The organism is Ekhidna sp. (assembly GCF_965228795.1).
Taxonomy (GTDB): domain Bacteria; phylum Bacteroidota; class Bacteroidia; order Cytophagales; family Cyclobacteriaceae; genus Ekhidna.
Window position 1 is genome coordinate 199,042 of record NZ_OZ245839.1, and the last position, 17,659, is coordinate 216,700.

General features: G+C 42.4%; 19 protein-coding genes. 11 read left to right on the top strand and 8 right to left on the bottom strand.

Annotation, left to right across the window (positions count from 1 at the left end; translation table 11 throughout):
- The first annotated feature begins 37 nt into the window (after positions 1-37).
- Positions 38-373: a DUF202 domain-containing protein gene (locus ACQK2H_RS00765; protein WP_425389566.1), complete on the top strand. Its 336-nt coding sequence runs from the start codon at positions 38-40 to the stop codon at positions 371-373.
- Here ACQK2H_RS00765 and ACQK2H_RS00770 read toward each other — a convergent pair.
- Positions 361-2,130: a sodium:proton antiporter gene (locus tag ACQK2H_RS00770; protein ID WP_425389567.1), complete on the bottom strand. Its 1,770-nt coding sequence runs from the start codon at positions 2,128-2,130 to the stop codon at positions 361-363. The genes ACQK2H_RS00765 and ACQK2H_RS00770 overlap by 13 nt on opposite strands.
- A 31-nt stretch (positions 2,131-2,161) precedes the next feature.
- Here ACQK2H_RS00770 and ACQK2H_RS00775 point away from each other — a divergent pair, with 31 nt between their 5' ends.
- From ACQK2H_RS00775 to ACQK2H_RS00800, 6 genes are all read left to right on the top strand, one after another.
- Complete coding sequence (locus ACQK2H_RS00775) at positions 2,162-3,133, top strand: bile acid:sodium symporter family protein (protein ID WP_425389568.1); 972 nt, start codon at positions 2,162-2,164, stop codon at positions 3,131-3,133.
- A gap of 156 nt (positions 3,134-3,289) precedes the next feature.
- The gene (locus tag ACQK2H_RS00780) at positions 3,290-5,122 is read left to right on the top strand and encodes a peptidylprolyl isomerase (RefSeq protein ID WP_425389569.1); all 1,833 of its coding nucleotides are present in this window, start codon (positions 3,290-3,292) and stop codon (positions 5,120-5,122) included.
- 70 nt (positions 5,123-5,192) lie between these two features.
- Positions 5,193-5,453, top strand: a complete 261-nt coding sequence (locus ACQK2H_RS00785) for a DUF493 family protein (RefSeq protein WP_425389570.1) — start codon at positions 5,193-5,195, stop codon at positions 5,451-5,453.
- An 11-nt stretch (positions 5,454-5,464) separates the two neighbouring features.
- A complete protein-coding gene (locus ACQK2H_RS00790; RefSeq protein WP_425389571.1) occupies positions 5,465-5,698 on the top strand; it encodes a 4a-hydroxytetrahydrobiopterin dehydratase in 234 nt (77 codons plus the stop codon).
- Positions 5,699-5,895: 197 nt separating this feature from the next.
- Positions 5,896-6,576: a 16S rRNA (cytidine(1402)-2'-O)-methyltransferase gene (gene rsmI / locus ACQK2H_RS00795; RefSeq protein WP_425389572.1), complete on the top strand. Its 681-nt coding sequence runs from the start codon at positions 5,896-5,898 to the stop codon at positions 6,574-6,576.
- Positions 6,573-7,358 (top strand): inositol monophosphatase family protein, encoded by a 786-nt coding sequence (locus tag ACQK2H_RS00800; protein WP_425389573.1) that lies wholly within the window; start codon positions 6,573-6,575, stop codon positions 7,356-7,358. The genes rsmI and ACQK2H_RS00800 overlap by 4 nt, the downstream gene beginning before the upstream one ends.
- On the opposite strand, the gene ACQK2H_RS00805 is transcribed toward ACQK2H_RS00800, so the two are convergent.
- The 5 genes from ACQK2H_RS00805 to ACQK2H_RS00825 are packed head-to-tail and all read right to left on the bottom strand — an operon-like array spanning position 7,359 to position 12,431.
- Positions 7,359-8,813 (bottom strand): serine hydrolase domain-containing protein, encoded by a 1,455-nt coding sequence (locus ACQK2H_RS00805; RefSeq protein ID WP_425389574.1) that lies wholly within the window; start codon positions 8,811-8,813, stop codon positions 7,359-7,361.
- 27 nt (positions 8,814-8,840) lie between these two features.
- Positions 8,841-9,587, bottom strand: coding sequence for a hypothetical protein (locus ACQK2H_RS00810; protein WP_425389575.1), 747 nt, complete (start codon positions 9,585-9,587; stop codon positions 8,841-8,843).
- The gene (locus ACQK2H_RS00815) at positions 9,584-10,606 is read right to left on the bottom strand and encodes an alpha/beta fold hydrolase (RefSeq protein ID WP_425389576.1); all 1,023 of its coding nucleotides are present in this window, start codon (positions 10,604-10,606) and stop codon (positions 9,584-9,586) included. The genes ACQK2H_RS00810 and ACQK2H_RS00815 overlap by 4 nt, the downstream gene beginning before the upstream one ends.
- Entirely contained in the window at positions 10,606-11,757 is a 1,152-nt protein-coding gene (locus tag ACQK2H_RS00820; protein WP_425389577.1) for an aspartyl protease family protein, read from the bottom strand. The genes ACQK2H_RS00815 and ACQK2H_RS00820 overlap by 1 nt, the downstream gene beginning before the upstream one ends.
- Positions 11,754-12,431: a DUF2306 domain-containing protein gene (locus ACQK2H_RS00825; RefSeq protein ID WP_425389578.1), complete on the bottom strand. Its 678-nt coding sequence runs from the start codon at positions 12,429-12,431 to the stop codon at positions 11,754-11,756. Before ACQK2H_RS00825 ends, ACQK2H_RS00820 begins: the two co-directional genes overlap by 4 nt.
- Positions 12,432-12,482: 51 nt before the next feature.
- On the opposite strand from ACQK2H_RS00825, the gene ACQK2H_RS00830 reads away from it, so the two are divergent.
- Together ACQK2H_RS00830 and ACQK2H_RS00835 are read left to right on the top strand one after the other, a co-directional pair.
- A complete protein-coding gene (locus ACQK2H_RS00830; RefSeq protein ID WP_425389432.1) occupies positions 12,483-12,857 on the top strand; it encodes a hypothetical protein in 375 nt (124 codons plus the stop codon).
- Positions 12,854-13,789, top strand: a complete 936-nt coding sequence (locus tag ACQK2H_RS00835) for an IS3 family transposase (protein ID WP_425389433.1) — start codon at positions 12,854-12,856, stop codon at positions 13,787-13,789. Before ACQK2H_RS00830 ends, ACQK2H_RS00835 begins: the two co-directional genes overlap by 4 nt.
- A gap of 80 nt (positions 13,790-13,869) precedes the next feature.
- Here the strand turns inward: ACQK2H_RS00835 and ACQK2H_RS00840 are convergent, their stop codons facing one another.
- Together ACQK2H_RS00840 and ACQK2H_RS00845 are read right to left on the bottom strand one after the other, a co-directional pair.
- On the bottom strand, positions 13,870-15,153 hold the full coding sequence (locus ACQK2H_RS00840) for a hypothetical protein (RefSeq protein WP_425389579.1): 1,284 nt from the start codon (positions 15,151-15,153) through the stop codon (positions 13,870-13,872).
- 106 nt (positions 15,154-15,259) lie between these two features.
- Complete coding sequence (locus tag ACQK2H_RS00845) at positions 15,260-16,099, bottom strand: LytTR family transcriptional regulator DNA-binding domain-containing protein (protein WP_425389580.1); 840 nt, start codon at positions 16,097-16,099, stop codon at positions 15,260-15,262.
- 79 nt (positions 16,100-16,178) lie between these two features.
- Here ACQK2H_RS00845 and ACQK2H_RS00850 point away from each other — a divergent pair, with 79 nt between their 5' ends.
- Positions 16,179-17,021 carry a DUF4349 domain-containing protein gene (locus tag ACQK2H_RS00850; RefSeq protein ID WP_425389581.1) on the top strand — a complete coding sequence of 281 codons (843 nt, stop codon included), beginning with the start codon at positions 16,179-16,181 and terminating at the stop codon, positions 17,019-17,021.
- A 77-nt stretch (positions 17,022-17,098) separates the two neighbouring features.
- Positions 17,099-17,584, top strand: coding sequence for a 2-C-methyl-D-erythritol 2,4-cyclodiphosphate synthase (gene ispF, locus ACQK2H_RS00855; RefSeq protein WP_425389582.1), 486 nt, complete (start codon positions 17,099-17,101; stop codon positions 17,582-17,584).
- The last annotated feature ends 75 nt before the right edge of the window (positions 17,585-17,659 follow it).

Consider the following 17,659-nt stretch of genomic DNA (forward strand, 5'->3'; position numbering starts at 1 on the left):
TTCCCTTAATTCATGATTGTTTTGTTTCTTTAGCGGCATGAAACCAAAGATCAAGCTGCCAAACCTTGTCAAGGATTATCAGAATAAAGAGAAAATCATTTTGCGTGATTACCTCGCATTGGAGCGTACCACCATGGCCAATCAGCGAACACTATATGCGGTAATTCGAACGGCGATTTATCTCGTGCTGGCCGGAATTGCCTTTATCACTTTGGAAACCTTCACCAAGCTTAACTGGGTGGGATATGTACTTTTTGCTATCAGTGGCCTAATGGTCATCTTTGGAGTCATCCGGTTCCTTGCACTTCGTAAGAAATTATCCCGATTCTACGGAGAATCAATGAAAGACTTTGAAGAAGATCAAAGCGGGTAAAACACAGGTATTAAAAGTGATGCCACAACCCAAAATAAGAGTTTAAGAGGAAAACCTACTTTCGCAAAATCAGCATAATGATAAGGGCCTGCGCTGTATACCATGGTGTTCGTCTGATACCCCACCGGAGTGATGAAGCTTGAACTCCCTGCAAATGCTATCGCCATTAAGAGCGGAGTTGGATTAACATCCATTGCAGAAGCTATTGAGATGGCGACAGGAGCCAAAAGAGCAGCAGCCGCATTATTGGAAATGATTTCCGTGAGAATGGAGGTGGTTAAATAAATGGCTGAAACTACAGCAACCGGCCCCAGGTTTTCACCTACATACTGGGTAAGAAAGTCTCCTATCAAAGCAGATAACCCACTTTCATTCATGGCCGCCCCCATACTTAATGCACCCGCTAATAAAAAAATCACCTGCCAATCGATCGCTCGATACGCATCACTCATGGTGATCACCTTGGTTACATTCAGGAAGACAATTCCCGCGAAAGCAGCGATCATAATGGAGGTAACATTGAAAGTAGCCAATACTATTACCGCCAGCAGTGTGCCCAAAACTAATCCCAGGTTTTTCCTATCTATTGACGGAATCCACTCTGCACGCATCGACAAAAATGAGGATTGATCTTCTTCCTCGTTGGTATTGAGTAGTCTATACCCTTCTTCATTGGTTTGTAAAAGCAGAATATCTCCCGGCATCAGTCGGATATCATCCAGACCGGAAAATGACTCCTTCCCCCTTTGTCGGATTGCCAAAATGCGCGCCTGATACTTTCTAAGAAAGTCCAGCTCTTTCAGCTTCTTTTCCACCATCGAAGAGTTGGGCAGTATCACAATCTCAATCAGCGAGGTACCCTCTTTCGAAAAGATTTTTTCACTTTGACGATCTCTGATATCAAACTTATCTGACTTCAATATTTTATTGATCCGCTCCATGCCTCCTTTCACCAGCAATACGTCCTTTTCCTTCAGCTTAAAGTCAGGCGTAGGGTCTTTTAGTGACTCATCAGCACGGTGAATTTGGATGACTCGCTCGTTTTCAAAGTAATCACCCAAGCACCTATCACTCTCTTCCATCTTATCTGTCACAACAATTTCGCACAGGTAATCAGAAATCTTTTCATCTCTCGCTTTCTGGTCCATTTCACGTTCAGGAATCAGCTTTCTGCCCAAAAACATGAGATAAACTACTCCGATAAGAAAAAATACCAATCCCAATGGAGCCAAGTCAAACATGGAAAAACCGTCAAGTCCTTCATCCTTTGCAATTCCGCTTACGAGAAGATTCGTAGAGGTTCCAATCAGCGTGCATGTACCACCCAGGATTGCCCCAAAAGAAAGCGGTATCAGGTACCGCGCAGGGGACATTTTCTGGCTTTTTGCTGCATTTGAGATGATCGGGATGAAGGTGGCGACTACAGGCGTATTATTGATAAAAGCAGAAATACCACCAACCCCTGTAGATAGAATGAGAATACTTTTCTTGTATCCTTTTCTTAGAAGTGATCCAAACCATGGAGCAATATGACTGATAACTCCGGTTTTTAGTAAGGCATCACTTAAGACAAACATAGCTGCTACTGTGAGTGTGGCAGAATTTGCAAACCCCATAACACCCTGTTCTGGAGAGATCACTCCCAGCAATACCAGTATTACTAAAATGCCGATCCCTATCACATCAACGGAAAAACGCTCGGTGATAAACAGCACCAGCGCCAAGACGATTACTCCTACAGTGATCCACATATCCATAGTCATAGTCTAAATATACAAATCACAAGGCTTGAAAAAATGGAATGTCACTATATTGCTAACTAGCATGGATGCAATTGATCAGGTCACATTAAACTTCAGTGAGGCGAACCTCTTCTATCTAAATCTCAGCCTTGGTTTCATCATGTTTGGTGTTGCTATCAATCTCCGGGTAGAAGATTTTATTCGAGTGATTAGAAACCCCCGATCTGCACTGGTGGGAATGGCTTCTCAATTTTTTGTGCTACCAACACTTACCTTTTTATTAATCCTTATCATTCAGCCCCGGCCAAGTTTTGCACTGGGAATGATGCTCGTGGCTGCATGCCCGGGTGGAAATATTTCAAATTTTATGGTCGCTATGGCAAGAGGGAACACCGCACTCTCTGTTAGTTTAACAGCCGTATCTAGCACCCTGGCTATTTTTATGACCCCAATCAATATTGCCTTTTGGGGAAGCATGTATCCGCCCACCGCCGCTATCTTGACAGAGGTGTCACTTGATTTTTGGCAATTGCTGAAAACAATCACAATGTTGTTGCTCATACCAATCGTGATAGGAATGTTTTTAAGAAAATGGAAGCCGGCAATAGCAGATAAACTGCACCCTGTCATGCATTATAGCTCCATTGCCATTTTTGCAGGTATCGTCATCATGGCATTTAGTGCCAATTTCAATTTATTCCTCTCCTACATTCACCTGGTTATTTTGTTGGTACTTGTTCACAATGCCATTGCATTGCTCGCCGGTTACAATTTAGGCGCTCTTTTCAGGCTTCAGCAGCAAGACTGTAGATCCATTGCCATAGAAACTGGCATTCAAAACTCAGGTCTTGGGCTCATTCTCATTTTTGGCTTTTTTGATGGATTGGGAGGGATGGCAATCGTGGCAGCCTGGTGGGGTATCTGGCACATCATTTCAGGTCTGAGTCTGGCATACATTTGGAACAACCGGCCAGTCATCAGCCAATCGAGGGAGTCAAATATTCAAACAGAAATATGATCATTCATTCCCTTTGGGTCAGATAGAAAAAATGCTGAGGACTAACCATTTGATCCCCTGATAATTGCAGCTTAGTTAATAAAGCCTACTGTGTGGGTCAATAGCAAATTATTTCCTTATTTTTGCCGACCTTATTCAAATGAGCATTTAGATAATATGGCACTAATAGGCACACTGAGAAACAAGATGGGAAAGATCGTGGTGGGAGCTATCATGGTCACAATGGTTGCTTTCATTGGCACGGATTTGATTGGAAACGCTTCCTTCTTGGGTGGTGGTGATAATCCTGAAATCGGAGAGATTGCCGGCGAATCAATTACCAATACTCAGTTTCAAAACAAAGTAGACGAGCTGTCCTACAACTTTGCTATCAATACCGGGAGAAACCCGCTACAGCAAGAGACAGATCAAATCAGAAATCAAGCATGGAACGCAATGATTCTGGAGAAAGCTTACGAAAAGCAATTCGATGAACTAGGAATAGTTGTCACCAATGACGAGCTGGTAGATATGGTTCAGGGAAGCAATATCAGTCCTCAGATCAAGCAGTTTTTTGCTGACCCTCAAACAGGTCAGTTCAGAAAAGAAAACGTTACTGCTTTTCTAGGCAGCCTTCAGCAGGCTCCACCTCAGCAAAGAAACTCGTGGATTGCGTTTGAGCAGTCTTTGGTTCCTAGCAGGAAACTAGAGAAGTACGCTAACCTATTCACCAAAACCAATTATGTAACAAAATACGAAGCAAAGGATGAGTATGTTAGTCAAAACGCTACTGCGTCTATCAACTACATGTACGTTCCTTTCCTGAGCATTTCGGATTCTTCTGTAAGTGTTTCAGACAGTGAGCTTCAGGCATATCTTGATAGTCATGAATCAGAATTTCAGCGTGATGAAACAAGAAGCATGGAATATGTGATTTTTGATATCACTCCATCAAGTGCCGATTCAGCAATCGTCGCTGGTGAAGTGGCTGATTTACAGCAATCTTTAGCGCAGGCAACCAATGACTCAAGCTTTGTCAGCATCAATTCTGATGATCCATACCCATTCATTACCTACACAGATGATAATCTTCCGGAAGTACTCCAAGAGCAGGAAGTGGGATTTGTCTCTGAGCCTGAAATAGTAAATGGATCTTATGAGTTTTATAAGCTTTCAAGAAAAGATGAGGTTGCACAGGATAGCATCCTCTACCGTGTGGCTAAAATGAAAAAGGAATTCTTCGTTTCCGATGAGACCATTAATGAAGTGTACAGGCAGGCAGATCTTTTTGCAGCCTCTGCAGGAAATCTGGAAGAGTTTAGAAGGCTGGCTGAAGAGCAGGGGCTAAACGTAAGAACTGCCAATCGAATTGGGAAAAATGCACAAAGAGTAGGACCTATGGTTGAGGCCAGAGGGCTGGTACTATGGCTTTACAATGATGCTTCAGAGGGTGCGGTTTCGGATGTTAAAGAAATTGGAGATAGATATATCGTAGCAGCGATGACTTCTGAGCAAGAAGAAGGGGTAGCTAATCTGGATGAGGTTAGAAATCAGGTTGAGCGCAAAGTTAGAAACCAAAAGAAAGCTGAATCTATTCTATCAAAATTAGATGGCCTGGATGCTTCCGATGTAGAGTCTCTGGCTGTAGCTTATGGAGATGGTGCAAAAACCGGGTCAGCCGATTTCCAACTATTCTCTAATAGCATCAGTGGTGTGGGCTATGCTCCTGAGGCGATTGGCTTGTCTTTCGCTCTGGAAGAAGGAGAGATTACAAAGGCATTTGACATTCAGGATGGTGTAATTGCTGTTCAACTTGAAGCAAAGGATATCCCTGGAGATATCGATGATTATTCAACATTTGCACTTCAGGTATCTCGTCAGCGATTGGGACAAAATGCAATGGTGGCAGACTTCCCGCTTTCATACTTCCGATTGTTCGTTCCTAGAAAAATTGACGAAGCAGTGAAAGAATTTGCCGAGATTGAAGACATGCGATACAAGTTTTTCTAAACAAAAAATTGAAACTAATTGAAGCCATTCCGAACTTTATCGGGATGGCTTTTTTTATATTGTTTATACTATGGGTTGGGACGAAAAAGCATTTTTGGATAAGCTGGAGGGAGCACATCAGTTCCCAGACAACTACACGTTTAAATTCATTGTAAAACCTGAGCATCAGGCAAAAGTAGAGGCACTACTTCCCCAGGCTGAAGTCAAGCTAAAACCAAGCTCCGGAAATAAATACGTGAGCATAACAATGAGTCAGAAAATGAATTCTAGTCAGGAGGTGGTAGAGGTTTACAAGCGTGCCCACTCGATTGAGGGGATCATTGCACTATAAAATCAAACATTATGAGTTGGAAAGAAGAAGATAACAAGCTGAAGAAAACATTTGAGTTCAAGGATTTCGTTGAAGCGTTTGGCTTCATGAGTCAGGTGGCGATCATTGCCGAAAAAATGAATCACCACCCAAACTGGAGCAATGTGTATAACACCGTAAGCTTCGAACTAAACACCCATGATGCCGGAGATGTGGTGACGGAGAAAGATAAGAAGCTGGCTGAGGCGATTGATGGGTTGATTTAGAACGTCATTGCGATCGGACCGCCGATGCGGGAGGAACGACGAAGCAATCTCATGATTTGTTAGTGCCTGGTATCAATGAGATCGCTTCACTGCGTTCGCGATGGCGGTTCTTTTAATTGCAATGGCGTTATTTATTAAACCAGTCCTCCGAGAATCAATCTCTGTGTCCTCTGTGGTTAAATCTCTAACTTAGCTTCATGACCATCGAGCCAGGAAAGCTATACCTTGTTCCCACCCCCATCGGCAACCTCGCCGACATGACCTACCGGGCGGTAGAAGTACTGAAGAATGTAGACTTAATTTTAGCTGAAGATACACGCACTTCCGGGGTACTCCTTAAGCATTACGACATAGGAACTCCTGCGCAAAGCTTCCATGCACACAATGAACATAAAAAAGTCAACGAGGCGATTGAAAGATTAAAGGACGGGCAATCCATCGCTCAGATATCCGATGCAGGAACACCGGGAATTTCTGATCCTGGTTTTTTACTTGTTCGGGAGGCTCTAGCTAATGAAATACCCGTAGATTCATTACCCGGGGCGACTGCATTTATTCCTGCCTTGGTCAAATCAGGCTTTCCATGCGACAGATTTGTGTTTGAAGGCTTTCTACCTCATAAAAAAGGAAGGCAAACACGAATTGAATCCATAAAAGAGGAATCACGCACGGTTGTCTATTACGAGTCGCCGCACAGACTGTTAAAAACATTGCAACAATTCAAGGATATTTTAGGGGATCGAAACGTTTCCGTTTCCAGAGAGTTAACAAAGAAGTTTGAAGAGACCGTGACAGGCCCCATTGAGGATGTGCTCACCTACTTCAGCACCAAATCGATTAAAGGAGAATTTGTCATTGTACTAGAAGGAGCCAAATGAATCTTGAAAACATTACAGAAAAAGTAGCAGCAGTAGCCGTGAAGACCGGCGGATTTATCCGCCAGGAACGAAAGCGTTTTTCTTACGATGAGGTGGAGTTTAAAGGAGATAGCGACCTGGTTTCTTATGTGGATAAGGAATCGGAAAAGCAGATCATCTCAGGGCTTAAAAAAATTCTTCCTGAAGCAGGGTTTATCACTGAAGAAGAAACGACGGAGCAAGAGCAAAAGGAATTTACATGGATCATTGATCCCCTGGATGGCACCACAAATTTTGTCCATGGAATACCTAATTATTGCGTGAGCATAGGTTTGATGCATGAGGAAAAGATCTTGGCGGGAGTCGTATATGAAGTAGCGAATGATGAATGCTTTTATGCGTGGAAGGACGGAGGCGCATATATGAACAAGCAACCTATCCGTGTATCATCAGCTCAGTTTTTTACTGACACGGTTCTGGCCACTGGCTTTCCCTATTACGAATTTGAACGGCTGGATGAGTACCTGAAAATTTTGCATCAGCTAATGGAAGGAACCCAAGGACTGAGACGTATGGGCAGTGCCGCAGCGGACATGGCTTATGTAGCATGTGGTCGTTATGGTGGCTATTTTGAGTATAACCTCAACTCGTATGATATCGCCGGAGGAATTATCCTGGTTCAGGAAGCAGGAGGAACGGTCACCGATTTCAAAGGTGGCGATGACTACATCTTTGGCCGGGAAATCGTTGCTGGTGGAGGCGTTCATCCACAGCTTTTGCATGTGATTAAGAAATACTGGTAGCTATTCTACCCTCTTGCCAACAATTTTTCTTTCTTGCCAGTATGGGTCAGACTCTGGTACACCTTTCACATTAAAATCATGAAGCCAGGTTCCTTCGAGTTTATCTCCATCCAGTTTGAAATAAAAATCAATAAACATAGGGCTGACAGCTATTAGATGATGATACTCTTCATATTTTCCGACGACTATTATTGGAAAGGTTTTCTCCTTCTTGCTGCGTTTGAAGGTGATGGTATCTTGCCCATTAGAGATGGACAATCGACCAATGGTTTTCTTGTCCCTGAGTGAGATTGTTTCAATCTTCCAGTCACCTTCCAATACATCTAAATCATCATGCCTTTTTCTATCCATGATTTTCTTCACAAAGATTTCTGCCACACTTTGTGCTTCCCGATCATTAAAAAACACCTGATCTCCTGTATTTGCGAGGTAGGCAAATACAACATGCTGTTCCGGGTAAATGACGAGGTGACTTCTGGCTGATTGCATACTCCCTCCATGAAAAATAACAGGAACACCTAATCTGCTTTGACCGGACTCCCACCCCAACCCGTAATAAGTAGAATCACCATTTTCCAGCACATGGGAAGAAGTAAGAATCCTTCGTGTTTCAGCGGAGAAGTACTGGTCTGTTATTAGCTGATTTCCCATTTTTACCAGGTCTTCTGCAGTTGACAAATATCCACCACCCGCATACATGTAGCTTCGGTTTTCTTCTGGAGCAACTTCCCGCCCATTTTTATCATGTACATAAAACGTACTCTTATTTGTGATTTCTTTATCAGGATAATCAAAGGAGGTGTTGGTCATCTCCAATTCCTGCCATGATTTTTCCATTAGTTCAAAAAAGGATAGATCGGCAGCACGCTCCATTGCAGCACTTAGTAAAACCCAACCGTAGCTGGAATACAGGTATTCGGTGTTCGGTTTAAAAGACATAGGATCATCTTTGAACACATCCAGTGCATCAATGACTGAAGGGAAGTGTTCGCTTCTATATCTGGGGTCAGTGCTATTGTAATGGCGAATTCCAGCGACAGATGCCGCTAGCTGTCTTGTTGTAAACGAATAGCTTTTTTTAGGAAACTCCGGAACATAGGTTCGGATATCTGCATCCAGGTCCAGCAGTTTCTTTTCTACCAGCTTACCCATCATCATCGACGTTACGGATTTGGAAACACTGGCAATTCGAAATTTCGTCTCTACCGTTACTTCTTTTTTTTCCTTCAGGTTACTAAAACCCAAACCTTCAGACCACACCAGTTTGCCTTCAATCATAACTGCAACCTGCACACCAGGAATATCCGTCATCTGCTGATGCTGGCTTATGAGGAAACGAGCTTTATGAATTTCACTGGCAAAAATTTCTTGAGATAATGATTGTTTCCACGCAAAAAGTAAGAATAGTAGCACTTGTATGCGCATATTCATCGGGTAATTTTTAATTCCGTACATTGAAGAGGTATTCGAAATAAATCTCACCTAAATCGCCAAAACTTTATATCGATACCTTCCATAGAAGAATTCCTTCATTTTCATGACACGATGGGTCTTTTTATCCACCCAAAATTCACTGGATTGGTTGGGTGAATATTCAACCTTTAATACCCAACACTCAAATGCGACATCATTGAAGCTGAGTGTTTCTGACCGGATCACTTCGAATAAATAATAAGCGGGCTCAGTTTTTGATCCGGGATGATAAAAATTGATCGCATAGCTTTTCCCTTGATTGATTGGAAGCATACTCAATGTTTCCAAATCCATCTCCCAGTTAAAAGAGTTATCAAGAGCTGCCAATTCAAATGGTTCCATTGTATGCATTGTTGTGTCGGAGTTAGTAAAAATCTTGTCTCCTGAATAAATGAAATGCTTTTTTCTAATATTCACATCTCCCGCTTTCACTATTCTTTCATTTACTCTTTCTTCAATTGGACTAAATTCATTGGCGGAGGCAGCTATTTCATAGCTGTACCTGGAACCCGATGCTGCATATCTGTTCCATTTAAATGAGTAACTATCATCTATTTTTTTAATCATTCGATCCCAAACCTCTATGCCGTACTTCGGCCCACTTATAGAATCTTGCAAGTAAACCAGGTAGGTGGCTTGGCCTTCATTGAGCTGGTCAATTTTCAGTTGATTATTCGTCGTATTTACGCTATCAATTTGGGCAATCAGAAAAACAGGAAGGGCTGTCTTAATTATAAAAAGAATGGACTTTTTCATTTTCGGTATTTATTTATGAATGATAAAATTGCTTCATTGAAAAGGTTTGGCTGGTCTAAGTAACTTTCATGAGCCGCATCTGGAAGAATGACCAGTTCAGAATGTTCAATTCGTTGGTTCGCTTCTTCCATTTCCTCCGGTGGTGCTACATCATCGTATCGGCCGGTAATCAGGAGAACGTTCTCATTGATTGCAGACAAGTTGTCAAAATCTGAATGGGTTTTCCGATCCTCCCAGAGCAAATCATCAATGAGTTCATTGTCTTTTCTGTTGAGATACCGTACAGGATTGTATGGCCGTGAAAAGATCACCTTTACTGCCATGCCAGGGGACAGCTTTCTTTTTGTAGGTGTGAACGCTTTTTCCACCGTCCTATTCCAGCGGATTGCGCCTTCTCTGGTGGTGATAGAATCAATGCTATTAATCCAGTCTAGCTCTTGTTGCCAGAATTCACCGTTTTTATTGTTGGCAATTTTTTCTGCAGCCAGGTTCTTTAGATAGCGTGGACGGTAATACTGGTAACGTTCAGGACTATGGTCTGAGGTGATGGGGGTATTAGCTGCAATCGCTCCGTCTATGAAGCTGGATTGATCAGCGAAATATTGGAGTGTATGCAACACCATATATCCACCGGCACTGTGACCGAATAAATACACTTCAGCATTGTATTTTTCTTTCAGCATTTTTGAGATCGCAATCAAGTCAAAACTGTATTGATCGTAAGAGATTTTAGAAACATCCATTTTTTTGGCTGATTGATTATGACCTCTTTGATCGTAGTATGCAATGGCGACCTCATTTTCCAATGACTTTTTCCACCTTGGGTAATCTGATCGTGCAAAGTCAATGGCGGTCTCTCCCGGTCCGCCCTCTACGTAAACAAGCATTTTATCAGATTCGATATTGCCTCTGACAAGAATTGGAAAGGTATATCCATCGTATTCAAATTTGATATACTCCTTGCTTTGTGCAAATGCTCCAGTGGTGGAAAGTGTAAATAGGATTAGTAAGTATTTCATTACAAGTGTATCGCTTGATTTTTTAGTGTTTTTACACGGACAGAATCACCGTTTAGCAGGCTTTCAAGGTTGAGGAAATAGTCGCAATGATTAGTGAATATTTCGCCGGGTCGCTTTCCATTGACGAGTCTAAGTGTATCTCCTAATCGAATAGATGATGAGTTTTCGCTGATTCGGTTGACCACCCATAGGCTGTCGTTGAGAATACCGGGGATGAATGATCGTCCTTTTTCAACAACTACTTCATTCGTTTGCTCAAGTGTTATTTCATCATCATCATTGTCTATTAAGACCGTAAAGTGCTCGAGTAAATCATTGCCTATTAAGCCTTTTCCTAAACTGGAAAATTCTACAGGAATGCGGTATTCCCTGGAATCAAAGCTTACGGCCAAAGATTTTTCAATCAAGGTATCGGTGTTGCTTCCGTAAATTCCTGATGTTGATCGGTCGATAAATCGTTGGCTATCTGAGGAAGAGAATGCGCCAGCCAAAGAGGCAGGCATCACAAGCCCACCATTAAAGCCAGTATCGAACATGAGTCCGCTTACCTCTTCGTTTTCGATATTCAGCTTAATCTTTGGCGTGGAGGACAAGACCGGGCGGTCAAAAGAAATTCGTATGCTTTGTTCCGCAACGCTCTCAAATGGTTTGTCTGAGAAGTAGATTTTCCGGTTTTGATAATCGATCTTCCAGTGTGCTAATTTTATCAGGTTAGACCCAATCAGGCCATCCTTCGCTACGCACGGGCTATAAGATTTTTCATCATATTCCAGCTTTCCAGCTCCGATATTATAAAATGTTGTTTCTCCAAAGCGGATGGAGTCAATACGTGTAACTTCAATGGTTTCTGTGATCCCCTGAGCAGTGCTGTTTTCCTTTGTGGTAATTGTTTCCAAGCCGATATCCTCAGCAAGACGTTTTTCAATCTTACTATTGAATGCTCCTGTGTCGAAAATGAATTCCCGGACAGTGGTGTCATCATTGATGTTAGCCTGAACAATGATCAATCCTTTGCGATAGCTAAATGGTATTTCCTGAACAAAGTCTTTTCTCTCCAGGCTTCCTCCTGTCAACAAGTTGACATTTTTCAGGTAGGAGCACGAACTGGATGAGATTATCAGTAGCGTAATAACCGGAATGAGTCTCTTCATGATAATGATTTTTGAAAATTCTTTTCAATTCGTTTTTGCCAGAAAATAAGCAATGGCACGCCAATCAATGAAGGCAAGGCAAAAGCCAGGAAAGGATTCATAAGATCAAATCGGGTGACCATTGTGGACAAAAAAGCGGTCAATGTCGCGATGTATCCACCCATCATATTTCCAATGTGAGAAAGGTACCAATGGTATGCTTTCTTAGGTCGCTTAATAAATGGTTCCAGGTTGGTGTATGAAAGTAATAAGCCTCCAACGCCAAATCCGATAGAAAGCAAAGCTCCACCTGACGCGAATCCACGTAAGGATATGTAATAAATGCCAAGTCCGATAAAAATGAGATTGGCCACACCATTAATGATCCCTGCAGCCCAATCATACCATTCGGGCTGTTGATGCTTGTGCAGTTGCTTCAGCTTGAGGGATCGGACGCCACTAAAGACACTGTAATAACTCAGGAAGGCTATGAGAAACAAAAATCGATTGAACTTGTACCCGGCCACCGTGATTCCGGTAATGAATACCAATGTCATGGCCCAGAAATAGATTCTTCCTGCCTTGGTGTGCGTTGCTTTTCCTTTTGGGGAAAAGATGGCTACTGCCCCGGTGAGGAGTGAGAGGCCTCCAACCAGTATGTGAAGGTATAAGGTGTATTGAATAAACTTTTCCATATTGTCTTAAGTGTCTTGTCCTGAAATAGGTTTACACAATTTAAGTGTAAAATGAGAATAAAAACAGGAAGCCGTATTTATCGGAGTGATTCAGAGAAACTACGAATAATACAAGAAGTACTATCAGGTAAACTAAGTAAGGAAGCAGCTCAGCGCAAGTATGGAATTAGAGGTCATAGCGCCATCACCAACTGGATGCGTAGTTTTGGGATGAAGGAGCCATTAAAAGCCCGTGTCTATATGTCCAAACCAAATAAGAAACAGGAGCATCCTGAAGATTTATCTGCAAGAATTAAGGAACTAGAAGAAGCGCTGAAGTTAGCTGAGCTAAAGTCAGAAGCTTATTCAAAGATGATTGACATAGCCGAGGAGAAGTTTTCATTGAAGATCAGAAAAAAGTTGTCCACCAAACAGTCAAAATCATGAAACAAGTCTATCCATCAGTGGGGCTGGATTGTATTTGTGGACTGTTTGGTATGAGTAGGCAATCCTACTATCAATACCAGGCAAGAAGCAGATCATTGGAATCCACTCACCAGCAGATACTTCAGTTAGTTTTAGAGCAACGGGCATTACACCCACATTTGGGAGGTAGGAAGCTCTTTCATATGCTCCAGTCGGATTTTGATCGATTAGGTATCCGCATAGGCAGAGATGCTTTTTTTGATCTACTTTCCAGCCATCACTTGCTGATTAAGCGAAAAAAACGTCGAGTATCGACGACCAACTCCAGGCACTGGTTTAGGAAGTATCCTAACTTGATTAAAGGACTGGATATTCAAAGCGTTAATCAGGTATGGGTCAGTGATATTACCTATTGGAAGTGGAGAGATCGCTTCCATTACATCTGCCTCATCACCGATGCTTACAGTCGAAAAATAGTAGGTTATGAGTTATCTGATAATCTGGAAGCCATCAATAACCAGCGAGCATTACACATGGCAATCGAAAGCCAACCTGAACCTTTAAGAGGCTTAATCCACCATTCAGATCGAGGAATCCAGTACTGCAGTCAAGAATATGTGGACATGTTATCCGCTAGAGGTATACTTATCAGCATGACTGAAAATGGAGATCCATTAGAAAATGCCATTGCTGAACGAATCAATGGAATACTCAAAGAAGAATATCTTAACCATTATGAAGTGGAAAACATGGCTCAAGCCAGAGAACTTTTAAGCTGTGTAGTGAACCGCTACAATCAAGGAAGACCTCATCTAAGCTGTGGTATGAAGACTCCAGATCAGGTTCACTCTACAAATAGTAAGCCCAAACCTCTCTGGAAGAATTATTGGAAAAATACAACTGTCAACATAAAACAGGACTACAATCAAACTGTCAACATATGTCAGGATTAACTATGTTTAACTGTAAACTTATTTTAGGACGATACATAAGTATCCCCTTGAGGGGATTATAGGGGTGTTTTTAGTGATGATTAATACTTTCTTTTAGCCCTTGGCACGTTCACCATTCTGTTTGGATATAGCACCAATTGAATAAAGTTGAATTCGAATTGATCGACCCGAGATTCTTTTCCTGCTATGTCTGTGATTTTCTGGAATGGATAATAGCGCAGGTTGGTTCTAAGTACCCAGGTCTCCAGAGGTGATGCCAGAATGTCCCAGCCAAAAATGATCCCGGGCGAGATCATTTGTGTTCTCTGAGTTTCACCTACTTGAACATTGATTTCAAACTCCCCTGCCGCCCATCTTTCGTAGCTGACACTTGGCCCAATGAAGGGGGCAAACCCATTGTAATCCCAGATAAAGAATAGCGCCTCTAGTGCGATAGATCTTCTTCTATACAAATGATTTAAGCCATAACTTTCTCTGCGAGAAGTATAGTCCCTGTAAGCCAGTCCTACATGAATGCCAGCATCATGAAAAAGATAGCCGAGCCCAAAATCCCAGTTGAATACACCTTTGTGAAGAGGAACGGACTGACGATCCCCAGTTTCATAGACCGGTGCTAACAGGAAGTACGAGCCACTAGGAGCAATGCCAATAGAAAAGCTGTTTAGCTTATTTTCTCTTCGTAAATCATTTTCGATTTTTTCTGTTTTTCCGGAAAGCTTGTATTCTTCGTCGTGAAGGGTTCCATCAAAATATTTGATGAGGCCAAAAGAAAAGTAGGAGCGAGGAAGTTGAATGGTTCCACTTTCAGATCTGCTGCTGTAGAAATCACGTTTATTTTGTGGTAGCCACATGATCTCTGCATTCAATTGCAATCCATCCTTTGCGAAGGAAATTCCCCCTAACAAAGAACCTGTAATGAACAAGTCATTTCGATCTCCGGTATTTTCAGTCTCAAAACCGAACGTCATCTCATTCACGGAGATACCTGCATAAGGACGAATTTTACCATACTCCATTCGCCAGGGATAATACCGCGCACTTAGGTCTCCTCCCGGATTGAAATAATAATCTGTGCGCTCGTCAATTTCACGATCATAAAAAAGTGTTAATGGGATGTTGAGATTGAAATCCCATTTGCCCCAGAAATGAAGTCCGCCAATGGTAAATCGTGGAGAGATCAGCGGAGCAAAAGCGAAGGTTTGATCATTCCAGGTGAGAGAGCCCTGAGCAGGTACAAATTGCGTATTCAGTCCCACGTATGTTTGGGCAAAACGATGCTGCGTTTTTTTCTCTTTGTAGACTTGTGCATCTACCGAGCAGCATATTTTCAGTACTACGAATAAATAAAGGAATGCCTTTCTCATCTATAAAATTCTTTTGACAAGGACAAAGCTGAATGAGAAATGGGCTTTTCAAGCCTTTTGAAACCAGTTTGGTATCAATGGGACTAGTTTGGTGTCAATTGGAAGGTCAGCCTTTGAGAAATCGGATCAGCTCCTCTGATTTGGCTCTGGAAACAGGGATGGAACCGGAGACGCCACGAAGCTTAAGCTCAAAGTTTCGGGCATTTCCTTCCACGGAAACAATGCTCATTTTATTGACTACATAGCTCTTGTGGCATTGGAAAAACAGGCTGTCGGGCAGCTGCTCAGCCAGGGTTTTTAGCCGGTTTCTCACCAGCTTTTTTTCGAGCTTGTCCAAGCCATATATCACTTCAATGTAGTTACCATCGGATTTTAAACAGATCAGCTCTTCCGGGGTAAGCTGCAGCTCGATCTTTCCATTCTCTCCGAATAACTGTAAGATATCATTGCTTTTGATCTGTTCATGACCTAGAAGGTGATTCATTTCTTTCGCCTCTTTCCATTGCTTTTTTTGATGGCTGTATTGCTCAAAAAGAACCAGAATGACCACCGGAAATACACTCAACATCATGGTGTTTATCAGCACCAGTTTAAACAGTTGAGCAGGAGGGAGTTGGGTCAATTGAAAATAAAAGAGAATGAAAAAAATCAATAGACAAATCACCCCGACCACTACTAAGATTAGCAGAATCTCTTTCCCTACCGTCCATCGATCACTGTAGTTTGGATAGACGCTTTTCAGCAGCATGACCACAAAAAAAACGGCCATTGAAGCTATAAACCCAAAAAGCAAAGCAAATCCCAACCGATGGATTAAATCCACTTCCTGAAACCCTAATGGCGCCAACAGCCCAATGATCAGAAATGTAATGATTCCGGGTAGTAAAACGCTACTCCTATTAAAAATGAATGGATGCGGTTTTTCTAAAAACGAAAGCAATTTCATCAGGTGCAAAAATAGTTTTGTCTTTGCTGATATTTTATTTGGTAGGATTCTTGTGAAGACATCTGCTAAATTTAAACTTATGAAAACACTCACTATTCTCATCGTTTTCCTAATGGCAGCCTGCGGTGGTAATGAAAGTTCCAGCTCAACCAGCGAAGAAATGGTTGCTCCAATGATGGAGATGTCCGAGTCTGATGCAGGTAGTTCCCCCGTTAGAAAGGCAGGATCCAATCAATTGCCTCAAGATTCTGAAATTGCAAAGAAAGTAATCAAAACAGGCGGACTCTCCTACCGAGTGGAAAGTACTAAAGAGGAGTACCAGCGTATCAACCAGCTGCTCGATCAGCATGACGCTTATATCTCCTCTGAAAACGAAAACAAAGGATACGACCGGATCAACTACAATGTGAGCATCAAAGTACCGCCTCAAAACTTTGATGTGTTGATAAAAGAGGTGACCGATGGTAAAAAATTGGATAACCGATGGGTGAATACTGATGATGTGACGAGTCGGTATTATGACCTGCAATCACGCATTGAAAATAAAAAGAAGCTGGAGGAGCGGTATCAGGAAATCCTGAAGCAAGCCAATAAGATCAGCGACATCCTGGAGGTGGAACGAAACCTGAATCAGGTACGCTCAGAGATTGAGTCTCTTCAGGGGCAGTTTAAGCTTTTGAGTCATCAAATCAATTACAGCACGCTCGACATCTCTTTTTACGAGCTTGTCCCATACGAGCTTGATCAGGATCAAAGACCCGGTTTTGGTACTCGGTTGCTGAACGCCATGTCAGCAGGATGGCAAGGCTTTCAAACTTTCATCGTTTACTTATTGGCCCTTTGGCCCTTTGGCTTGCTGGCACTTGGTGTTGTTTGGGTGGTTAGGAAGATAAGATCTCGCAAGAAATCAGATAGCAATTAATCTAATCTGGTGCAATTCCCCCTTTGAAAGGGGGGCGGGTTGGCAAGAGTGTGAGGAGGGGGATGTAATTTTGCCTCATGAGCAAACCCAACATACGAGTCGGTTACGGATACGACGTACATGCGCTGGCAGAAGGAGTAGACTTCTGGATCGGAGGGATTAAGGTACCGCACACTCATGGCGCTTATGGACACTCAGATGCAGACGTGCTGATCCATGTGATTTGTGATGCGTTGCTGGGTGCTGCTAACATGCGGGATATCGGTTTCCATTTCTCAGACAAAGATCCAAAGTACAAAGGGATTGATAGTAAAATTCTACTGAAAGAAGTCATCAAAATTATTGGTGAGAAAGGCTACAAAGTGGGAAATATCGACTCGACAGTATGCCTGGAGATGCCCAAGCTCAATCCATACATTCCGGAGATGAAAAAGGTCTTGGCTGAAGTCATGGGTATCGAAGAGGAAGATATTTCCATCAAGGCAACAACAACTGAAAAGCTGGGTTTTGTGGGAAAGGAAGAAGGTGTTGCCGCTCACGCAACTGTTTTAATTTATAAATAATCCCTCCTTTGAAGGCGGGCCGACGTTTCGGGGGTGCGCTGAAATGCGTAGTGGCAGGGGGATGTTTATTCACAT